Here is an 18,420-nt window from a genome sequence, read left to right on the forward strand (position 1 = left end):
CGCCATGGCACATTACCGCCATCCGTGATGTTCCGCATCTTCATTTTCAACTCACACAATTCATGCAACCCCACAGCCTCCAAGCCACAAGGCCAAGTCCTCGTCTGAGACTCCGGGCCTCGGCGTTATCAACAGGACCTCGCCTTCGCTCAACCTTCGTACATGGTCAAGGCCGTCCTCGAGCCCGACACCTGTCGCTCTGCGGATGGCGTCTACGAACTTGATAGCATGAAATTCTCGGGTCTGCGCCACAATTCGAATCATGCTCGTCTCTCAATCTGAAACCTTGATGTTCACCTCGTGGCGCCCACCGACGTCGACCCCGGCAACCGGGGTGCCGCCTACGGCTCGAGTGACAAATGGAGCAAGGAGGCGCTCCACAAACGCCCGAGCGTCACCTCGCCCGGTGAAATCGCCCATGCAAAAGTCGTCATTGTCCACCACGGAGAGCCAGTCCGTATCGTCGCTGCAGAGCATTTCGGAAAGTTCCCTAGACAACCCCTCTCGCCAGACCGGAGTCTCCAGTTGATGCCGCAAAAGATTGGAGGCTGTCAATTCGTCGAGGCCATTCTCGGGCGAAAAGAGGCCAAGAGCCTCATGGACATATGAAAAAATCTCACTCATGGTGTTGCCGCGGGGAACATTGTACCAGGGTCCCCGACCAGCAACCAGATCCTCACCTCGACGAGCGAAATGAGCAGTCGCGCCCGAGAAAACCGGCATTGCGACGCAGAGGCACCGCCAACAGCCTCATGAAATCGCAAACGGTGCAGCGAATAGACTGACGGCTGTTGAGCTTGAAAACGGGACTGCAAGGCTTTGTAACCTTGGCCCCTGTGGCGTCCGCCCGGGCTTCGCTCAACTCGGGCGAACATACCCCCACCTCTTTGCTGCGTATCGAACGATCACGTAAGCAAGAGCTTCTTCGAGCGTGCCCGCATCAACTCGGAGAAAATCCTCACCGAGAGGGGGTCCTGACGCGATTGCCGTGTATGCACCGTTGTCTTCGAGACCACGCTCTCCATCGAACTTGAACACCACCACCGCCCCCTCTACTTTCATCTTCTCGAGGATTGGGAGTACCGCATCGACTCCTGACCAGTTCGCCGCGACGAACGGCACACCAAGCAAAGCAGCAATGTCTGGAACGAGTTGTTTGTCTGTTTGCACTCGAGCGTCCCTCCTTGGCTCTCGAACCCCTGGATGGCCTTGGCCCGTGTCGAGTCTGCCGATCACCTCCTACAAGCCCTCCTTGATCCTCTGCACCCATGCCTCATCAGCAGGTGCCGCTACCCACACGGGTGGAGATGGGAGTCGCCACGTCCACGGCTCGAAGGTATCGGACGAGAATATTTCGAGGAACTCGCCGTTGTCGAGCACTAAACGAGGATCAACAGCGAAGTCTGCCGACTGAGCCTCGACTCGCACAACCAAACGACCAACGAGCTTCCCGACGTCGTCCGATGCGTTGTCATCAAAACATGCGGCAAGTACCCGGTTCGGGGTTCGGATCCTCCAAGCTCCAGGGGTGTTCAATCCCCAATCCGTGCCGGAGATGGTGAGCACTTCACCGGTCCAAGACGCGTGGGATATTTTCAGGGGTAGTTGCTGGTTGATTTGATTGAAAATGCTCATCGCGTTTGCTCCATCGGGGGAACTTGTTGGCTGTGAGTTGATCGGCCTTCGCTCATCGCCACCGTGCTCCTTGGCCCGTGTGACGTCGTTTAGTCTGAGGATGACGCTCACTCGAAGTGATTGACTCTTGTCGTTGCTCATGGCGTTCTCCTCGGCCTCGCGGAGACGATATGAGTCCCCTCTGCGGCAGATATATTGCTGCTCTCCTGGCTGGCCCGTGCCCCCTCTCCTTCAGGAAGCACGCTCCTCTCGGCTGCACCCGGAGCATAGACCCTTTTTCCATCCCCCGCTTCGGTTACCCCACCCAGCCTCGAGCCCCCTGCCTCATCCCCCGCCTCTTCGAGCGCCTCCAGTCCCACACTCGCCTCATCCCCCTCCATGGGCATGTACCCACGCGACTCCCGGCGGGAGATCTCTTTCTCCGACACTCGACGCCAGTATTCGTACTGCCCTCCCTCCAATACCCTCCAGCTCACGCCTCGCCTTCTCCGCTCCTGCCCCCCGGGATCTGCCGCCAGCAGATCTCCCATTTCGGCTTGGTCGGCGGTCACGTTGTCGCTACTGTTTAGGTGCGAGGATGTGCGGACACGCGGGTAGTCTGAGAGGAGGACATCACTAGTGGCCCAGGACGAGAACACATTGGTCTCATTGTTGATCGGGCGCCGGACGCCGCGGGTCTCAGAGATGGAACGCGAAGCGTTTGTCCCTCCCTTCTTGGCCGCGAAATACGCCCGCGAGAGTGCGGCACGCGAAGCAGCTGAACTGCCGCACCTGTCTGCGCCCCTGACGGCCGCACTGCTGCGTGCGTCGTTTGAAGATGAGGAGGAGGACGTGCGGGCCGCGGCTCGGCACGCCCTGATTATCCATGGGGGAACGCTTGGCGACGCCATGCATCTCGTGCTTACGATGGACCCTAACCCCGAAGTGCGACATTCAGCCTTTGACGAAGCCCTTGAGGTTGGGGATGACGCCCGTCGAGCAAGCCTGGTCCGACAAGCAGTGGAGTCGCTTATTGGCGACGATGAGGAATCGGTTCGGGCGCGGGCGCGGGCGTTCGCGGACGCGTCCGAGTGGTCAGAATAGGCAGCGCCGTGGGCTGCTCCGGCCCCGCCCAAAGTGTCCGACGAGACGCAGCGCGGGCACGCGGGTAAAAGCGACAACTATCGGTCTTCCCATTCCTCTACAGCGTCACTCAAAGCCGCAATGAGCGATTCGACCATCGCTGGTGATAGATCGAAGCGAAACAAGTCGGCTGAGGAGTCAGAGGAGAGCGACTTGAAGCTAAAGATTCCTTCCCTCCCTACCAGGCGCAGGGGAACGCCGAATATCTCTCCGACAATCAACTCTCGACTCTCGCCAGTTCCCGTTGAGAGCATGCCTTGCATCGCTCGTAACCCTCCGCCTGGCAACAAGTGCCACTGAAGACCAAACTCTCCCGCGTTCAGGGCGACGGTGAGAAGACCTTCCTCCCCACCGTCGATCAGGAGATCCACGTGTACTGCTTCTGTGCTTCGCATGGGACGAGTCTCTCTTCAGGTGATTACCGTCGAATCCTACGTTCTGATGAATATTTCCACTATTCAGTTGGACATCCCAGTGTGCGGGGCAACCAGCATGAGCTTTGTCTCGCAGCCAGGTTAGCTCTTCCGTGTCAACGCGTCCTACTTCGCCCCGCCGGGGGCCATGCGCCACTTGTCGGGGAGCTTCTCGACCCACTTGGGCACTCCTCCCTGCGGCGGATGAAACGCTGCTCTCCTGGCTGACCCGCGCTCCCTCACCTTCAGGAAGCACGCTCCTCCCGGCTGCACCCGGAGCATAGACCCTTTTCCCATCCCCCGCCTCAGTTGCCCCACCCAGCCTCGAGCCCCATCCCCCCGCTTCTCGAGCGCCTCCAGTCCCCCCTCGCCTCATCCCCCTCCATGGCGATGTGCCCACGCGACTCACTGCGAGAGCTCTCTCCCTCCGACACTCGCCGCCAGCACTCGTACTGCCCTCCAATACCCTCCAGATCACGCCTCGTCCCTCGCTTCGGCCTCACGGGCCGAGCACATCCGCCGCAGCGCCCCCCTCGGCTTCGCAGCTCGAGCATGCTCGACGCAGCGTCGTGCTGCGCGCGAGCGTGTCCTCTTCTGGCTTGACGCTGCAGCTCGCGCAGCTCCGCTGGATCAGCCCGCCCGTGTTGGCCGCACCCATCACCTGATCCCCCACCGTGCTCCTTGGCCCGTGTGGCGTCTGGGCAATGACAGGAACGCTCCCCACTGATTCCCGTAGGAAACCCGGGGCGGATCCGATCCTGAGCAGGCTCCCCTGCGCGTTGCAGGAGGACGGCGACTCCCCGGTTGTGGTTTCCGAGGTTTGAGATCATGCTGGGCTGGAGGTCACCATGGCAAGCCGGAAAAAGCCCAAGAAGCAGCCCAAGAAGCCGAACAGTGAGCTGGTGCGGAAGCTCGCGGCGATGATCAAGCAGAAGGTCGACGAGCAGCTCGGGCCAGATGCGACCTTCGAGCAGCGGCGTGATCTGGAGGCGGAGCTGATGCGAGACGTGCTGTGGCAGCGTGAGGACGACGACTTGCGCGAGTCTGTCTCGGAGGCCGACGTGGTCGAGGTCGGAGGCCGACGCTACGCTCGCCTGTCGCAGCGGTCGTCGGCGACCTACCACGGACGCTGGGGGCCGCACACGATCGAGGAGGCGCTCTACCGGGAGCTCGGCGTGCACAACGGGCCGACGATCAAGCCGCTGGAGCTGTGCGTCGGTATGATCGCCCGACGCTTGACCCCCGACTTCGCCCGCATCGCTGGTGAGCTGAGCGCGGACCTGAACAGCCGCGAGCTCGAGAACATCCTGAGGGTGGTCGGGATGCGGCCTCCGAGCCGTTCGTTGCTCGAAAAGCGCGTCAAGCTGATGTCCGCCGACATCGTCGAAGACGTCGACATGCTCGAGGCCGCGAGCAGGGCCGTGGAGGCCATCCCGCCGGGAGTGGCCTCGATCAGCTGCGGGCTCGATCGCTTCTCGGTGCGCATGGCTGAGCAGCTCGACGCCGACCTCGCGGAGGCGGCGCGACCGAAGCGGCGGCTCGCGGAGTACGTCTGATCAGCGTCAATTATTTTTTCCGATTGGCGACGATTATTCCTGCCGGTGCGAGACTTGCGCGTCCCCGTGCACGGCGACCTCGCGCGCGGGGTAGTTGTCGTTCGGGCAGTTGTCGCAGCCCGGTGTAGTTGTCGTCGGGCGTCAGCCCTTCTTGCGCCCCTTGGCCTTCTCGGTCCGGTAGCTGGGCACGTTGAATTCCAGGATCACCGAGTGGTGCACGAGCCGGTCGATCGCGGCCGAGGTCGCCATCTTGTTGTTGAAGATCCGGTCCCACTCGCTGAAGACCAGGTTGCTCGTCAGCGCCGTCGAGCGTCGCTCGTAGCGCTCGGCCAGCAGGGTGAAGAGGACCTCGGCCTCCTCGGCCGACTGCTTGACGTAGCCGATGTCGTCGAGGATCACGAGCTCGAAGTTGTCGAGCCGACGCAGCTTCCGGGGCAGCTCCAGATCTCGCTTGGCCGCGAGCAGCTCCTGGATCAGCGAGTAGGTCGGCGTCCACAGCACCGAGCGGCCCTGCTCGACGAGGGCGTGGCCGAGGGCCGCGAGGGCGTGGCTCTTGCCGACGCCGGGCAGGCCGAAGGCCAGCACGTTGATCGCCTCGTCGAGGAAGTCGCCGGCTTGCAGCTCGCGGAGCTTGCGGACCACCGGTCGCGGCAGCCGCTTGTCGTCGAGGGTCTCGAAGGTCTTGCCGACGCTGAGCTTCGAGGCCCGGCGCAGGCGAGCGACTCGGCGAGCGTGGCGGGCCTCGGCCTCGAGGTCCAGGACCTCGGCGATCGTCGCCAGCGCTGGCTCGTGGCCGTCGGTGACCAGGCGCGGGACCAGCTCCTCGGCCGCGGTCGTCAGCTTGAAGCTGCGCAGCAGCGTGGTGATCTGCTCGGCGTGGGCGGGGGGTCGAGGGTTCACGCCGCACCTCCGAGCAGCTCGTCGTAGACGCCCAGATCGGGCTCGCCGACCTCGAGCTGCGGGACCTCGGACTCCGTGGGCTGGACCCGCTGCTTGACCGTCGCGTAGTCGAAGGGCGCGCCGGCCTCGAGCAGCTGCGCGAGTTCGGCCTCGACCGTCGACTCCATCGTCATCGCCGCGAGGTGCAAGATCCTCACGTAGTCGACGTGGCCGCGCCCGGGTCGAGCGCGCTCGAGCGCGTCGTAGGCCCGGCGGAAGATCAGCGAGGGGTACAGCTCCTCGCGGAAGCAGTAGTTGGGGAAGGCTCCGGGCTTGCGCACCAAGGAGGCGATCACGTGGCGGTAGTCGATGCGGTGCGCGCCTTCGCCTCGCAGCCGCGGGAAGGTCTCGACCACCTCACCGCCGTAGCGCAGCTCGACCTCGTTGGCGTGCAGCCGGACCTCGACCTGGTGGCCGATCAGCTGCGAAGGCACCGAGTAGATCCGCCCCCGCACCTTGATCGTGCTCCAGCGCCGGACCTTCGGCGTCTCGGTCGTGTAGGTCGGCACCGGCTTGATCGGCAGCGGCCTCAGCAAGGGGCTCTCGAGCTCGAGCTTCGCCGTGACGTGCTGGTTGTGCTCGCGCTCGAGGGTCTGCTGGACGAAGCGCTCGTAATCCTCGACGCTGGCGAAGTCCCGGCTGCCCCGCAAGATCAGCGCCTGCTTCAGCAGCTTTTTGGTTCGCCGATGCCGGACCTCGACCGCGCCGTTTTCGTGCGACTTGCCCACGTTGATGCGCCGGACCGTCTCGATGCCCAGATGCGTGCACGCGTCCGCGAAGCGCTTGTTGAGGCTCCGGCCCCGCGCCTTCTTCAGCTCGTGCGTCGCCGCCGACATGTTGTCGAGGGTCAGCTTCCGCGGCACCCCGCCCAGGGCCCACAGTGCCCGCTGGAGCCCCTCGACCAGCGCCTCGTAGCTCTCCGACAGCGCCACGCAGGCCCAGGTCCACGCGCTCGCGACCAGGACCAGCTCGAAGAGCAGGTGGCGGAAGGGCTCGCCCGCGATCGTCACCTGCAGCTCGTTGCAGTTGGTGAAGTCCAGCGCCGCTTCCTCGCCGGGCGGGTGCTCTTGCTGGAAGTAGACCTCCTTGTCTGGTCCGTGCAGCGCTCGCCAGTCCCGGACCCGCCGCTGCATCGTCCGCAGCTGGCCCTGGTTGAAGCGCTCGGGCTTCTCCTCGATCAGCTGCTTCAGCAGTGTCTTGGCTTCGAGCTCGCCCTCCTTGTCCCGCTCGAGCAGCGGGACGATCTTCTCCTCCCACACCCCCTCGAAGGGATCCTTGCGCGTCCGCCAGTGCCGCGGCTCCTTGGTCTGCGAGGGCAGTGGCCCGCTCTGCCACTTCCGCGCCGACCTCACGCTCATTCCCGCCGCCGCTGCTGCGGCCTGCTGTGTCTTGCCTTGGTTCATCTTGCTCCGTAGCAGCCGTACTTGCTCGTCCGTGACCACGTGGGGGCTCCTGCTCCCCAGCGTCCCACGCGCGTTCTGGCTGGCTCGGACCGGCAGGTTTAGTTGTCGTCGACCGGCAAAAGTTATTGTCGTCGATCACTAGCCATCCGTCAGCGCTCCATGCCGAGGCTGTGGCTCCATCGGATGCGGTAGCGTAGACTGGTCGGGTGACCGCCGAGGCGAAAAAGGTCTTTGAGCAGGCCCTCGCGCTGCCCGACGAGGACCGGGCGGCCCTCATGGAGGCGTTGAGCGACAGCCTGCACGAGGCCGCCGGAGAACTCAGCCCAGAGTGGAAAGCCGAAATCGAGCGCCGCATCGAGGCCGTCGAACGCGGTGAGTCCCGTCTCATTCCCGGCGACGAGGTGGAAGCCCGCATCCGGGAAACCCTCAGCCGCATCTGATGCGGCTGCCGTTCCAAGCCGACGCGGCCGAGGAGTTGGAGGAAGCCGCCGCCTGGTACGAACGCGAGCGACGTGGGTACGGCGCCCTGTTTGTCGCGGAGGTGCAACGTGCAGTCGATCGCGCCGTAGAACTGCCGCAAAGTGGCCCTCGCGTACCCGGGACGCCGCCGAGCCGTGATGTTCGCCGCTTCGTCGTTCGCCGTTTCCCGTACACGGTAGTCACCGCGATGCTTGCCGGTCAGCAGGCCGTCGTGGCCGTCGCTCACGGACGCCGCCGACCGGGGTACTGGCGCGACCGGCTGAAATAGCCGAACACCCCGACCCCTCCGAAGGCCCGGATCGCAACGGCCCGTAGCCGCCCGTAGTGGCGCGGGCCGTCGGTGGGGATCAACTCGCCGTCGCCGCCCGTCAGTGGCGCGGGCCGTCGGTGGGGATCAACTCGCCGTCGCCGCGCGGGGCGCCCCCACCCGGGGTGTTTCACCGGCGTCTGCACCCGCGGTCTGGGGGAGTGCAATATTCGGGGATCTTGCTGTGGGCGGAGCGGTCTATCGGGCGCTACGGCGTATCTACGACCGTTCCCTCAGGCCAGCCCGCCGCCGCAACCTCCTCAGCGTCGGCCGGGACGAGCCTGGCGTACTCCTCGCGGATCACGGTGTCACCGCCGGTGGCCTCCCCTGGGTGCCGCCACTGCGACTCGCAGTCGTCGCAGACAACAACCAACACCCCGGCGTTGGGCAAACGGGCGGCCTCAAGTGTCCCCTGCCGGCAGACCGGACACTCCCCGAACGTTACTCGGGTGGTCACGGTGTTCCTCTCAGTGTGGTTGTTGGGAATGAGGGGGCGGCCCGACGGCAAGGCTGTTGCGGGCCGACCACAGATCCACCGCTAACCCTTGGCCAGTTTGCCAAGCACCGCCGCGTGTTGCGCCTCACCGCCCAGCTTGGCTAACAGCGCCTTCAATGTCGCAACCTCCTCGCGGGTTACCTCCACGCCATACTCATAAAGCTGGTCGCAGAGAGTCTCGACTGCGAGGCGGCACTCACCGAAACCGACGTAGCTCAACGCGTCGCTCAATACGTCGGCGTTCAGCCGTCCATCGAACAAGGCGCCAACGGCACGCACTTCGGCTTCAACCTTCTGTGTTTGGCTTTCGGTCACGGTACGAGTGCTCCTGTTGGGACGGTGTGCGGGTCCGGGAAGGCCGTTATTACCTCGCCAGTGGCCGGTTCGTACACAACCCTGGTCCTCACTCCATCACGCACCTCCCACGCTCGCCAGCGGGCCGGGTTGCCGGCGGCGGTGTACTGACCGCCGCTACCCGTCTGCACGTGCCATCGCGTGTTCGGGCTCGTCACTATGTCCCCCACCTCGTGGACGATCTTGTCGCCGGACCAGTTCTGGGGGAAGGGCGTCTTTCCGGGCTGGCCCGGCCACAGGTGCCCGCCGCTGCCCGGACCGTCGCCATGAAGAATGTGCTGCCGCGACCGTGGAGACAGCACATCAACGAACTCATCCGCTCCCCCCCCTGCGGCGGATGAAACGCTGCTCTCCTGACTGACCCGCGCCCCCTCTCCTTCAGGAAGCACCCTCCTCTCGGCTGCTCCCGGAGCATAGACCCTTTTCCCATCCCCCGCTTCAGTTTCCCCACCCAGCCTTGAGCCCCCTGTCCCATCCCCCGCCTCCTCGAGCGCCTCCAGTCCCAAACTCGCCTCATCCCCCTCCATCGCTATGTACCCACGCGACTCACGGCGTGAGATCTCTCCCTCCGACACCCGCCGCCAGTATTCGTACTGCCCTCCAATACCCTCCAGCTCACGCCTCGCCTTCTCCGCCCCTGCCCCTCCAGGATCCGCCCCCAGCAGATCTCCCATCCACTCACTCATCCCCCTGTCCAGCTTCTCCACCTCCATCTTCGCCTCCCACAGCACCGACCCCGCTCCCCGGTCCACCCCCGTCAGATAGAACCTCAACCGAGACAGCAGCCGCCGCACCTCTCCTTGCAGCCCGCTGTACTTCCGGACCAGCCGCACCGTCTCTCCATGCAGCCTGATCCGCTTCGCCTCCGGCCCCGGACCCGTCACGATCCGCACCGACTCCGCCTTCACCACTCCCCCCGGCGCGTCGTACTCCACACGCACCTCTCCAATCGGCAGCTCCTCGTCCACCCACACCTTCGTCCCTTCTGGGATCTCTGACTTCACCTTCCCCCAGCTCTTCGCGTCCAGCTCCCTGCGCTTCCCTGCGTTCAGCGCCTCGTTGTGTCGCGCCGACCCCAGCAGCCCTCGATCCACCAGCTCTCGGCTCCGCCCCGACAGCTTGCTCAGATCCAGCCCCTTGCTCAGGTCTCGGCCGTCATCAAACCTGTCAAGCAGCCGCGCCGCGTCTGCAAAGTCGTCCGCCTTCCCCAGCTTCGTCGCTCCGCCTCCCACCACCTCCAGCAACACCTCGAACACCACCTGACCCGCGACGTCACTCACCATGAACACCTTCTCCTTCATGTCCCCCTTCTCGAATTTCTCGACCGCCTCCTCGTAGATCTTCCCCGCAATCTCTGGCGCCGCATCCACTGTCACCCGCACGTCTGCGCGCCCGCTGTCCTGCCTCGCGCGTGGCCACATCCATCGATCGGGGACTCGTGCACAACAAGACCACGACCGCCGCCAACGTCCTGCACTTCTTCAACGGCCGCGGGCTCAACGAGGCCGTCTACGGCGAGGCGAAGTCCTTCGCTAGCCTCGACTACATCCCCTGCCGCCGCCGCGCGGCCAACGAGGTCTTCACGCTCTCGACCATGCTCGCCCACAACCTCAGCCGCGAGCTGCAGATGCAGGTCGTCGAGCCCACGCGGCGGACGTCGACGACGAGGGCACCGCACTACGAACTCAAGACGCTCGGGACCCTCCGACACCTCCTGCTGCGTCGGGCCGGCCGACTCACGCGACCCCAGGGACGCCTGCACCTTGCAACCTTGGCCAGCGGCGTTGCACGGCAAGAGTTCGAGAGCATCTACGATTCTCTCGCGGCCTGACCCAATGCAACATCAGGGTTCATGGGTCTCAGACATCGGTTCGTTGATGTCGGAGGAGGACGAGTCCTTCGGTCCGTCCCAGATTCCTTTGGGAAGGCTGGTTACCCTCCGCCGGCCAAGTCCATGGCAATGAGTTCTCCCAGAAGCGCGTCAAACTCGCTGTCGGGCATATCGCCGTCGCTAACTCGGTGCCACCCACCAGCCTCCAGGAGCACAGGTAGTGGGAGCGAAGGAAACGCCCGCTTGAAGCCCGCCACCACGACTTTTTGCGTAAGCTCAACGCCCAGCATATCTGCGAGCTTGTTTGCCAAGGAGTGCGGCGGGTCTCCGGTCCTGAGTGCGTGTTGCCGGAGTTTTTCGTAGGTGCTCATTTTGGCCTCGTGAATACTGGTACGACGAGCTTGCTGTTATCTTTCAGAAGTTCCACCTCGGTGAAACCGAACTTCTTGGCCATATGCCCAGTAAACGTGTGGTCAAGAGCAGCTGTTTCGGGCGAAACACCTCGCGCGACGGCAGCCTTGTAGGCGTCAAAGTTGGAAGCCAGGTCGCCGCCTCCACCCCACCTGCCCTCGATCGCTTTGATCGAGTCGGCTCCAAATGCATCAATAGCCTCCCTGAACATCGCGCCGCCCTTCGGTGTGTGTTCGCCCGCGGCAATGTATAGATGCAGAGTTCCATCCTTGTCGAGGGAGGCCATGAGCCCCTCCAAGCTGTCCCCGACGAAGTGCCTCTCCAGAGCTTCACCAGGCTTGAGTCTCGATCCTCCCCCCCCTGCGGCGGATGAAACGCTGCTCTCCTGACTGACCCGCGCCCCCTCTCCTTCAGGAAGCACCCTCCTCTCGGCTGCTCCCGGAGCATAGACCCTTTTCCCATCCCCCGCCTCCTCGAGCGCCTCCAGTCCCAAACTCGCCTCATCCCCCTCCATCGCTATGTACCCACGCGACTCACGGCGTGAGATCTCTCCCTCCGACACCCGCCGCCAGTATTCGTACTGCCCTCCAATACCCTCCAGCTCACGCCTCGCCTTCTCCGCCCCTGCCCCTCCAGGATCCGCCGCCAGCAGATCTCCCATCCACTCACTCATCCCCCTGTCCAGCTTCTCCACCTCCATCTTCGCCTCCCACAGCACCGACCCCGCTCCCCGGTCCACCCCCGTCAGATAGAACCTCAACCGAGACAGCAGCCGCCGCACCTCTCCTTGCAGTCCGCTGTACTTCCGGACCAGCCGCACCGTCTCTCCATGCAGCCTGATCCGCTTCGCCTCCGGCCCCGGACCCGTCACGATCCGCACCGACTCCGCCTTCACCACTCCCCCCGGCGCGTCGTACTCCACACGCACCTCTCCAATCGGCAGCTCCTCGTCCACCCACTGATCGACGACAATAACTTTTGCCGGTCGACGACAACTAAACCTGCCGGTCCGAGCCAGCCAGAACGCGCGTGGGACGCTGGGGAGCAGGAGCCCCCACGTGGTCACGGACGAGCAAGTACGGCTGCTACGGAGCAAGATGAACCAAGGCAAGACACAGCAGGCCGCAGCAGCGGCGGCGGGAATGAGCGTGAGGTCGGCGCGGAAGTGGCAGAGCGGGCCACTGCCCTCGCAGACCAAGGAGCCGCGGCACTGGCGGACGCGCAAGGATCCCTTCGAGGGGGTGTGGGAGGAGAAGATCGTCCCGCTGCTCGAGCGGGACAAGGAGGGCGAGCTCGAAGCCAAGACGCTGCTGAAGCAGCTGATCGAGGAGAAGCCCGAGCGCTTCAACCAGGGCCAGCTGCGGACGATGCAGCGGCGGGTCCGGGACTGGCGAGCGCTGCACGGACCAGACAAGGAGGTCTACTTCCAGCAAGAGCACCCGCCCGGCGAGGAAGCGGCGCTGGACTTCACCAACTGCAACGAGCTGCAGGTGACGATCGCGGGCGAGCCCTTCCGCCACCTGCTCTTCGAGCTGGTCCTGGTAGCGAGCGCGTGGACCTGGGCCTGCGTGGCGCTGTCGGAGAGCTACGAGGCGCTGGTCGAGGGGCTCCAGCGGGCACTGTGGGCCCTGGGCGGGGTGCCGCGGAAGCTGACCCTCGACAACATGTCGGCGGCGACGCACGAGCTGAAGAAGGCGCGGGGCCGGAGCCTCAACAAGCGCTTCGCGGACGCGTGCACGCATCTGGGCATCGAGACGGTCCGGCGCATCAACGTGGGCAAGTCGCACGAAAACGGCGCGGTCGAGGTCCGGCATCGGCGAACCAAAAAGCTGCTGAAGCAGGCGCTGATCTTGCGGGGCAGCCGGGACTTCGCCAGCGTCGAGGATTACGAGCGCTTCGTCCAGCAGACCCTCGAGCGCGAGCACAACCAGCACGTCACGGCGAAGCTCGAGCTCGAGAGCCCCTTGCTGAGGCCGCTGCCGATCAAGCCGGTGCCGACCTACACGACCGAGACGCCGAAGGTCCGGCGCTGGAGCACGATCAAGGTGCGGGGGCGGATCTACTCGGTGCCTTCGCAGCTGATCGGCCACCAGGTCGAGGTCCGGCTGCACGCCAACGAGGTCGAGCTGCGCTACGGCGGTGAGGTGGTCGAGACCTTCCCGCGGCTGCGAGGCGAAGGCGCGCACCGCATCGACTACCGCCACGTGATCGCCTCCTTGGTGCGCAAGCCCGGGGCCTTCCCCAACTACTGCTTCCGCGAGGAGCTGTACCCCTCGCTGATCTTCCGCCGGGCCTACGACGCGCTCGAGCGCGCTCGACCCGGGCGCGGCCACGTCGACTACGTGAGGATCTTGCACCTCGCGGCGATGACGATGGAGTCGACGGTCGAGGCCGAACTCGCGCAGCTGCTCGAGGCCGGCGCGCCCTTCGACTACGCGACGGTCAAGCAGCGGGTCCAGCCCACGGAGTCCGAGGTCCCGCAGCTCGAGGTCGGCGAGCCCGATCTGGGCGTCTACGACGAGCTGCTCGGAGGTGCGGCGTGAACCCTCGACCCCCCGCCCACGCCGAGCAGATCACCACGCTGCTGCGCAGCTTCAAGCTGACGACCGCGGCCGAGGAGCTGGTCCCGCGCCTGGTCACCGACGGCCACGAGCCAGCGCTGGCGACGATCGCCGAGGTCCTGGACCTCGAGGCCGAGGCCCGCCACGCTCGCCGAGTCGCTCGCCTGCGCCGGGCCTCGAAGCTCAGCGTCGGCAAGACCTTCGAGACCCTCGACGACAAGCGGCTGCCGCGACCGGTGGTCCGCAAGCTCCGCGAGCTGCAAGCCGGCGACTTCCTCGACGAGGCGATCAACGTGCTGGCCTTCGGCCTGCCCGGCGTCGGCAAGAGCCACGCCCTCGCGGCCCTCGGCCACGCCCTCGTCGAGCAGGGCCGCTCGGTGCTGTGGACGCCGACCTACTCGCTGATCCAGGAGCTGCTCGCGGCCAAGCGAGATCTGGAGCTGCCCCGGAAGCTGCGTCGGCTCGACAACTTCGAGCTCGTGATCCTCGACGACATCGGCTACGTCAAGCAGTCGGCCGAGGAGGCCGAGGTCCTCTTCACCCTGCTGGCCGAGCGCTACGAGCGACGCTCGACGGCGCTGACGAGCAACCTGGTCTTCAGCGAGTGGGACCGGATCTTCAACAACAAGATGGCGACGTCGGCCGCGATCGACCGGCTCGTGCACCACTCGGTGATCCTGGAATTCAACGTGTCCAGCTACCGGACCGAGAAGGCCAAGGGGCGCAAGAAGGGCTGACGCCCGACGACAACTACACCGGGCTGCGACAACTGCCCGAACGACAACTACCCCGCGCGCGAGGTCGCCGTGCACGGGGACGCGCAAGTCTCGCACCGGCAGGAATAATCGTCGCCAATCGGAAAAAATAATTGACGCTGATCAACCCACACCTTCGTCCCTTCTGGGATCTCTGACTTCACCTTCCCCCAGCTCTTCGCGTCCAGCTCCCTGCGCTTCCCTGCGTTCAGCGCCTCGTTGTGTCGCGCCGACCCCAGCAGCCCTCGATCCACCAGCTCTCGGCTCCGCCCCGACAGCTTGCTCAGATCCAGCCCCTTGCTCAGGTCTCGGCCGTCATCAAACCTGTCAAGCAGCCGCGCCGCGTCTGCAAAGTCGTCCGCCTTCCCCAGCTTCGTCGCTCCGCCTCCCACCACCTCCAGCAACACCTCGAACACCACCTGACCCGCGACGTCACTCACCATGAACACCTTCTCCTTCATGTCCCCCTTCTCGAATTTCTCGACCGCCTCCTCGTAGATCTTCCCCGCAATCTCTGGCGCCGCATCCACTGTCACCCGCACGTCGTGGTCGAGCTCGTCGTAGCTGATCTCCAGCTCCGACAGCCCCCTCCCATCCAGCACGTCGCTCCCAAACTCGGCCCCACCCGCCATCGCGTTTCCGCCCAGCTCACCGACCCCTCCTGCCGTGTTCACAGCCCCCTTCAGAAGCCCCGTCCGAAACCCTTCCGCCGACGAGTACGCCCCGATACCCCCCTGCTCCAGCCCATCGATCACCCACTTCGCCCGCTCCAGGTCTTCGCCCTCCAGCACCTGCCCCGCCAGCCTCTTTGCCACATCTCCCGAGCCCTCCAGCCCAGCTTCCAGCCACTCCACCCGCGCCTTCGCCCGCCTCTCCACCCCCTCGTTGAGCGACTTCGCCGTCTCCGACGACCACCGCGCCAGCTCCTGTCCCCCTGCCCGCAGCAGCCCCCGCTCCGCCATCGCCCCCAACTCCAGCAGCTTCATCGCCGGCGCCAACACCCGGCCCTCCTCCGTCAACAGCCCCACCCTGTCCCGTGCTCGCACCAGGACCCCACCACCATTCCACATCTCGTTCGCCGTCTTACCGTCCGCTCCCAGCCCCTCCGCCTCTCCATAATCTCGCAAGTTCATTCGGACCCTGAACTCGTCCCCGCTCCCCACTCGCTCCACTCGCAGACTCCCCACGATCGGGATCCACGCCCGTGCCTCGCCGCCCCCTCCCGTGATCGCGCTCGCCAGCGCGTCTCCGGTGCCAACGAATCCATAGTCGAAGCGGTCGAACCACAGCTGGTAGACCATCTCCACCAGCAACGCCAACGTCTCGTTGTGCCCCGCGTAGCGCGTCAGCGCTCCAGACTTCGACAACATCGACGTCGCCTGCTTCACCGCCCGTGGCCGCCCCCCTGCCCCGATCTCTCGTAGAAACTCGATCGCGTCCTTGGCCGAGCCCGCCTGCTCCCCCGCCTCGGGATCCGCCCAGATCACCCGCATCGCAAACCCCAGCTCGGGCCGACGATCCGGCGAGAGCCATGAAATCAAAACCTTCCCGCGCTCCAACCTCGACAGCGCCGTCAACGTCACGCTCGGATCCGAGAACGCCTCCAGCACCATCGGCGCCAGCCGCTCCGACTTCGTCGTCCCCTCATCGTAGAAGTCCACCCAACGAAACGCCCCCAGCACAACCTCGAGCCTCGTCCCGTCAGGCTTGCCTCCGCTCAGCGCTCCCTCGATCTCCTTCGCAAACATCCGAGCCCCGCGCCCGATGTCGTCCATCACCGCCTTTGCCAAGGTCTGCGAGCGCTCCGTCATCGACGGCCCCCACTCGAAGTTTTCGGGAACGTTCAGCCCCGCGAGGACCTCCAGCTGCACCTCCAGCACCCCCGTCTTGCTCTTCCCACCCATCTCCAGCAGCTTCCTGCTCAGCCGCTCGTGCTCCGCCCGGATGTCCTTCAGCGGCTGCCAGTTCCAGTACGCCGACATCTCCTCCCGAACCTTTGCCAGCTCCGCCTGGATCTTCGCCTCCCGGTCCGCCCTCGCCTTCGCCTCTTCCAGCGGCCGCAGCGTCGCCTCGAGCGCTGCTCCTTGCTCGAAGAACGCGTGCTTGCGCAGCTTCTTCGCCGTGACGCACGCCGAGCATGACGTCCGAGCCGGCTGAACCCGGGATGTCGAGGGAGAGCGAGGTGTGCGGCTCGGCGCTCGCCATCGAGGCGATGAACTCGCGCAGCGCGGGGCTGCGGCGGTGTGGTGGGGTGTCGATCTCGAAGGTGGTCCCGCCGTCGACGCGGACTGCGGCGATGCAAGTTGGGCTGACGACCGTGACTCCCTCTACCCGCTTGGGTTCACGGGCCCCTGCCTTTTGGCAGGGACCCCCAGGCTGTGCCACTTGGACGGCGGCGAGGGCGGTCAGTTGGAGGCGAAGGTTGGCGAGGTTCTCGTGCTTGGTGTTCACCTTCCAGTCTTGCCAACTCGCCTCGGAGAGAGTCGCCGGGGATAGGAACAGTCGGTGAAGGGTTCCATCGCACCATCTGTTGCATTGGAGACGGAGCGCGCTCGGTCATCTGTTGCAGCAGCACCCCTCGGCCCGCCGGGAAGCCTTCGTCGCTCCGTCAGCGCTCCCAGACCTCGGCAAGCTCCCGAAGACAGCCGGCCCCTGGGCGTGGATTTCAGTCTGATCAGGCGGGCGTGGATTTCAGTCTGATCAGGCGACTCGCACCTCTGCGAGCAGCGTCGCGTAGTGGGCCTCGAAGGCTGCATCGAATCGACCCGAGAGCATCAGTCCCCTGGCCGTCATGACGCCCCGTAGCCCAGGAGGGCGCCAGTGCGAGCCCGGGTGTTTGACGCGAAGCTGATAGAGCCCACAGGTAGACTCGGTCGTCCCGCTGGCGATCGGCAGTCCCTCATCGCGTGCGGCCTTGTACTTCATCAGCGGTCGGCGGCGCTCGAAGTAGGTCAGAGCGGCGTCGATGGTCTCCGCGAGCGCAGGCTCGAGGTCAGGCTTCGCCGCTTCGTGGCGTAGATGGCGGACGACTCGTTGTGCGCCATCGTCATCGTTGAGCAGCCAGCCTCGATATGCACGCCGCATGTCGTAGGGGTCCCCGTCATCGCGCGCAGTCACGATGGCGTCGAGGTAGCCGATCGCATGGTGGAAGTCGACGAGTTGCCAGCGAGGCACCCCCTCGGGGAGGCGCTCTCGCACAGCTTGGGGGAGCACGGCGAGTTCGGCCGCCCCGTCTTGGATGATCGCCACGGGGATGTCTCGCCGCTCATCGACGAGATGGAGGATGTCATCGGTCATCCGAGCTGCAAGTCGGTGAGACTCATCTCCCGCATCGGTGCCATAGCGCAGGCTCCGACGGGCTACGCCTTCGGTGTCATAGAGGGTGACGTTGCCGGCCCAGGCCATGCGCCAATTCTGCTCGTAGGGTTCAGGCGGCGTCCGCTCGTAGGCTCGCTTCTGACGAGCTACGAGCTTCGCGTCTCGCTCGGGCCCATCGGGGAGCTCTTCGTCCATGGCCACGGCAAAGCGGTCGAGGCCGCAGCTGACCGCGCCGAGTTCGAAGTCGAGCTTCTCCTCGACGCGGACCTCTTGCTCGAGCTCGCGCACGGTTGTCGCCATGTCGTCGAAGAGGCCGTCAGTCCGCTTCTGGATCGTGGCCCGGCTTGGGGGGCGAAATCCGAGTCGGGTCAGCGTCTCCTCGACCTCCCGGCTCGTCTGAACGGCGCAGAGGCTGCCCAGCGCCAGTGCGAGCTCGGGGAGAAGCGAGCCATCGACGACACCGATGACCCGATCGAGAGGTCGGAGCGTTGGCCCATTGCGCACCCCTTCTCGACGGTACAGAGGCTCCTCGATCCGGTGGGCTCCCCACCGACCATGGTACAGCCGGCTCGAAGGCTGGGGCATGCGGCGGTAGGGCTCGCCATCGACGATGATCCTGGCGGCGTCTGTACGTGCAGCCTCGAGTCGTTGCTCTTCTCGGAGCCACAGGGCGTCGGCCACGACGCAAAGCTCGGCCTGCGAGGTCTCCATCCACCCTCGCTCACCTCCCATTCGTTCTTCGACGACCTCGGTGATGAGCTGGCCGATCATCATGAGGCGCTTGTCAGTACGGTCGACTTGTGGGATCCTTGCGTTCCTGGGCATCGCGTTTTTCTTTT

Annotated in this window: 23 protein-coding genes; 8 read left to right on the forward strand and 15 right to left on the reverse strand. The window is 65.2% G+C overall.

Translation table 11 applies throughout. The annotated features are described in order from the left end of the window. Positions 1–273 precede the first annotated feature (273 nt). The 4 genes from G6O69_RS00950 to G6O69_RS00965 form a co-directional block, all read right to left on the reverse strand. Entirely contained in the window at positions 274–723 is a 450-nt protein-coding gene (locus G6O69_RS00950) for a hypothetical protein (RefSeq protein WP_176396545.1), read from the reverse strand. A gap of 135 nt (positions 724–858) precedes the next feature. Next, positions 859–1,170, reverse strand: a complete 312-nt coding sequence (locus G6O69_RS00955) for a hypothetical protein (protein WP_172301634.1) — start codon at positions 1,168–1,170, stop codon at positions 859–861. A 69-nt stretch (positions 1,171–1,239) separates the two neighbouring features. After that, entirely contained in the window at positions 1,240–1,776 is a 537-nt protein-coding gene (locus G6O69_RS00960; RefSeq protein WP_172301636.1) for a hypothetical protein, read from the reverse strand. Continuing rightward, positions 1,773–2,186: a hypothetical protein gene (locus tag G6O69_RS00965; protein ID WP_172301638.1), complete on the reverse strand. Its 414-nt coding sequence runs from the start codon at positions 2,184–2,186 to the stop codon at positions 1,773–1,775. Before G6O69_RS00965 ends, G6O69_RS00960 begins: the two co-directional genes overlap by 4 nt. Before the next feature lie 67 nt (positions 2,187–2,253). On the opposite strand from G6O69_RS00965, the gene G6O69_RS00970 reads away from it, so the two are divergent. Next, entirely contained in the window at positions 2,254–2,718 is a 465-nt protein-coding gene (locus G6O69_RS00970) for a hypothetical protein (protein ID WP_172301640.1), read from the forward strand. 77 nt (positions 2,719–2,795) lie between these two features. On the opposite strand, the gene G6O69_RS00975 is transcribed toward G6O69_RS00970, so the two are convergent. Next, entirely contained in the window at positions 2,796–3,128 is a 333-nt protein-coding gene (locus G6O69_RS00975) for a hypothetical protein (RefSeq protein WP_172301642.1), read from the reverse strand. A 541-nt stretch (positions 3,129–3,669) separates the two neighbouring features. Continuing rightward, entirely contained in the window at positions 3,670–3,828 is a 159-nt protein-coding gene (locus G6O69_RS00980) for a hypothetical protein (RefSeq protein ID WP_172301644.1), read from the reverse strand. A 190-nt stretch (positions 3,829–4,018) separates the two neighbouring features. On the opposite strand from G6O69_RS00980, the gene G6O69_RS00985 reads away from it, so the two are divergent. Next, positions 4,019–4,726 (forward strand): hypothetical protein, encoded by a 708-nt coding sequence (locus tag G6O69_RS00985; protein ID WP_172301646.1) that lies wholly within the window; start codon positions 4,019–4,021, stop codon positions 4,724–4,726. 141 nt (positions 4,727–4,867) lie between these two features. On the opposite strand, the gene istB (G6O69_RS00990) is transcribed toward G6O69_RS00985, so the two are convergent. Beyond that, on the reverse strand, positions 4,868–5,626 hold the full coding sequence (gene istB / locus G6O69_RS00990; protein ID WP_172301648.1) for an IS21-like element helper ATPase IstB: 759 nt from the start codon (positions 5,624–5,626) through the stop codon (positions 4,868–4,870). Continuing rightward, entirely contained in the window at positions 5,623–7,068 is a 1,446-nt protein-coding gene (gene istA / locus G6O69_RS00995) for an IS21 family transposase (RefSeq protein ID WP_172301650.1), read from the reverse strand. Before istA (G6O69_RS00995) ends, istB (G6O69_RS00990) begins: the two co-directional genes overlap by 4 nt. A 206-nt stretch (positions 7,069–7,274) precedes the next feature. Here istA (G6O69_RS00995) and G6O69_RS01000 point away from each other — a divergent pair, with 206 nt between their 5' ends. Beyond that, positions 7,275–7,508: an addiction module protein gene (locus tag G6O69_RS01000; protein WP_172301652.1), complete on the forward strand. Its 234-nt coding sequence runs from the start codon at positions 7,275–7,277 to the stop codon at positions 7,506–7,508. Then, a complete protein-coding gene (locus G6O69_RS01005; RefSeq protein WP_172301654.1) occupies positions 7,508–7,816 on the forward strand; it encodes a type II toxin-antitoxin system RelE/ParE family toxin in 309 nt (102 codons plus the stop codon). Before G6O69_RS01000 ends, G6O69_RS01005 begins: the two co-directional genes overlap by 1 nt. 247 nt (positions 7,817–8,063) lie before the next feature. Here the strand turns inward: G6O69_RS01005 and G6O69_RS01010 are convergent, their stop codons facing one another. From G6O69_RS01010 to G6O69_RS41810, 3 genes are all read right to left on the reverse strand, one after another. Next, a complete protein-coding gene (locus tag G6O69_RS01010) occupies positions 8,064–8,312 on the reverse strand; it encodes a hypothetical protein (RefSeq protein WP_172301655.1) in 249 nt (82 codons plus the stop codon). An 81-nt stretch (positions 8,313–8,393) separates the two neighbouring features. Then, entirely contained in the window at positions 8,394–8,666 is a 273-nt protein-coding gene (locus tag G6O69_RS01015) for a MafI family immunity protein (RefSeq protein ID WP_172301656.1), read from the reverse strand. Further along, positions 8,663–10,075, reverse strand: a complete 1,413-nt coding sequence (locus tag G6O69_RS41810; RefSeq protein WP_346016989.1) for an EndoU domain-containing protein — start codon at positions 10,073–10,075, stop codon at positions 8,663–8,665. The genes G6O69_RS01015 and G6O69_RS41810 overlap by 4 nt, the downstream gene beginning before the upstream one ends. A 41-nt stretch (positions 10,076–10,116) precedes the next feature. On the opposite strand from G6O69_RS41810, the gene G6O69_RS01025 reads away from it, so the two are divergent. After that, on the forward strand, positions 10,117–10,536 hold the full coding sequence (locus G6O69_RS01025; protein ID WP_172301657.1) for a hypothetical protein: 420 nt from the start codon (positions 10,117–10,119) through the stop codon (positions 10,534–10,536). Positions 10,537–10,637: 101 nt separating this feature from the next. Here G6O69_RS01025 and G6O69_RS01030 read toward each other — a convergent pair whose 3' ends face one another. Continuing rightward, positions 10,638–10,907 carry a hypothetical protein gene (locus G6O69_RS01030; RefSeq protein WP_172301658.1) on the reverse strand — a complete coding sequence of 90 codons (270 nt, stop codon included), beginning with the start codon at positions 10,905–10,907 and terminating at the stop codon, positions 10,638–10,640. Then, positions 10,904–11,902, reverse strand: a complete 999-nt coding sequence (locus G6O69_RS01035) for a hypothetical protein (protein WP_172301659.1) — start codon at positions 11,900–11,902, stop codon at positions 10,904–10,906. The genes G6O69_RS01030 and G6O69_RS01035 overlap by 4 nt, the downstream gene beginning before the upstream one ends. A gap of 142 nt (positions 11,903–12,044) precedes the next feature. Between G6O69_RS01035 and istA (G6O69_RS01040) the strand changes: the two genes are divergently transcribed. Further along, positions 12,045–13,490 (forward strand): IS21 family transposase, encoded by a 1,446-nt coding sequence (gene istA, locus G6O69_RS01040; RefSeq protein ID WP_172301650.1) that lies wholly within the window; start codon positions 12,045–12,047, stop codon positions 13,488–13,490. Next, the gene (gene istB, locus G6O69_RS01045; RefSeq protein ID WP_172301660.1) at positions 13,487–14,245 is read left to right on the forward strand and encodes an IS21-like element helper ATPase IstB; all 759 of its coding nucleotides are present in this window, start codon (positions 13,487–13,489) and stop codon (positions 14,243–14,245) included. The genes istA (G6O69_RS01040) and istB (G6O69_RS01045) overlap by 4 nt, the downstream gene beginning before the upstream one ends. 47 nt (positions 14,246–14,292) lie before the next feature. Here istB (G6O69_RS01045) and G6O69_RS01050 read toward each other — a convergent pair whose 3' ends face one another. Further along, positions 14,293–16,167, reverse strand: a complete 1,875-nt coding sequence (locus tag G6O69_RS01050) for a hypothetical protein (protein ID WP_217909743.1) — start codon at positions 16,165–16,167, stop codon at positions 14,293–14,295. Between G6O69_RS01050 and G6O69_RS01055 the strand changes: the two genes are divergently transcribed. Then, positions 16,151–16,420, forward strand: a complete 270-nt coding sequence (locus tag G6O69_RS01055; RefSeq protein ID WP_217909744.1) for a hypothetical protein — start codon at positions 16,151–16,153, stop codon at positions 16,418–16,420. The genes G6O69_RS01050 and G6O69_RS01055 overlap by 17 nt on opposite strands. Before the next feature lie 543 nt (positions 16,421–16,963). Here G6O69_RS01055 and G6O69_RS01060 read toward each other — a convergent pair. Then, positions 16,964–18,355: a hypothetical protein gene (locus G6O69_RS01060; RefSeq protein WP_176396547.1), complete on the reverse strand. Its 1,392-nt coding sequence runs from the start codon at positions 18,353–18,355 to the stop codon at positions 16,964–16,966. Positions 18,356–18,420 lie beyond the last annotated feature (65 nt).

The sequence above is a fragment of the Pseudenhygromyxa sp. WMMC2535 genome (genome assembly GCF_011083025.2).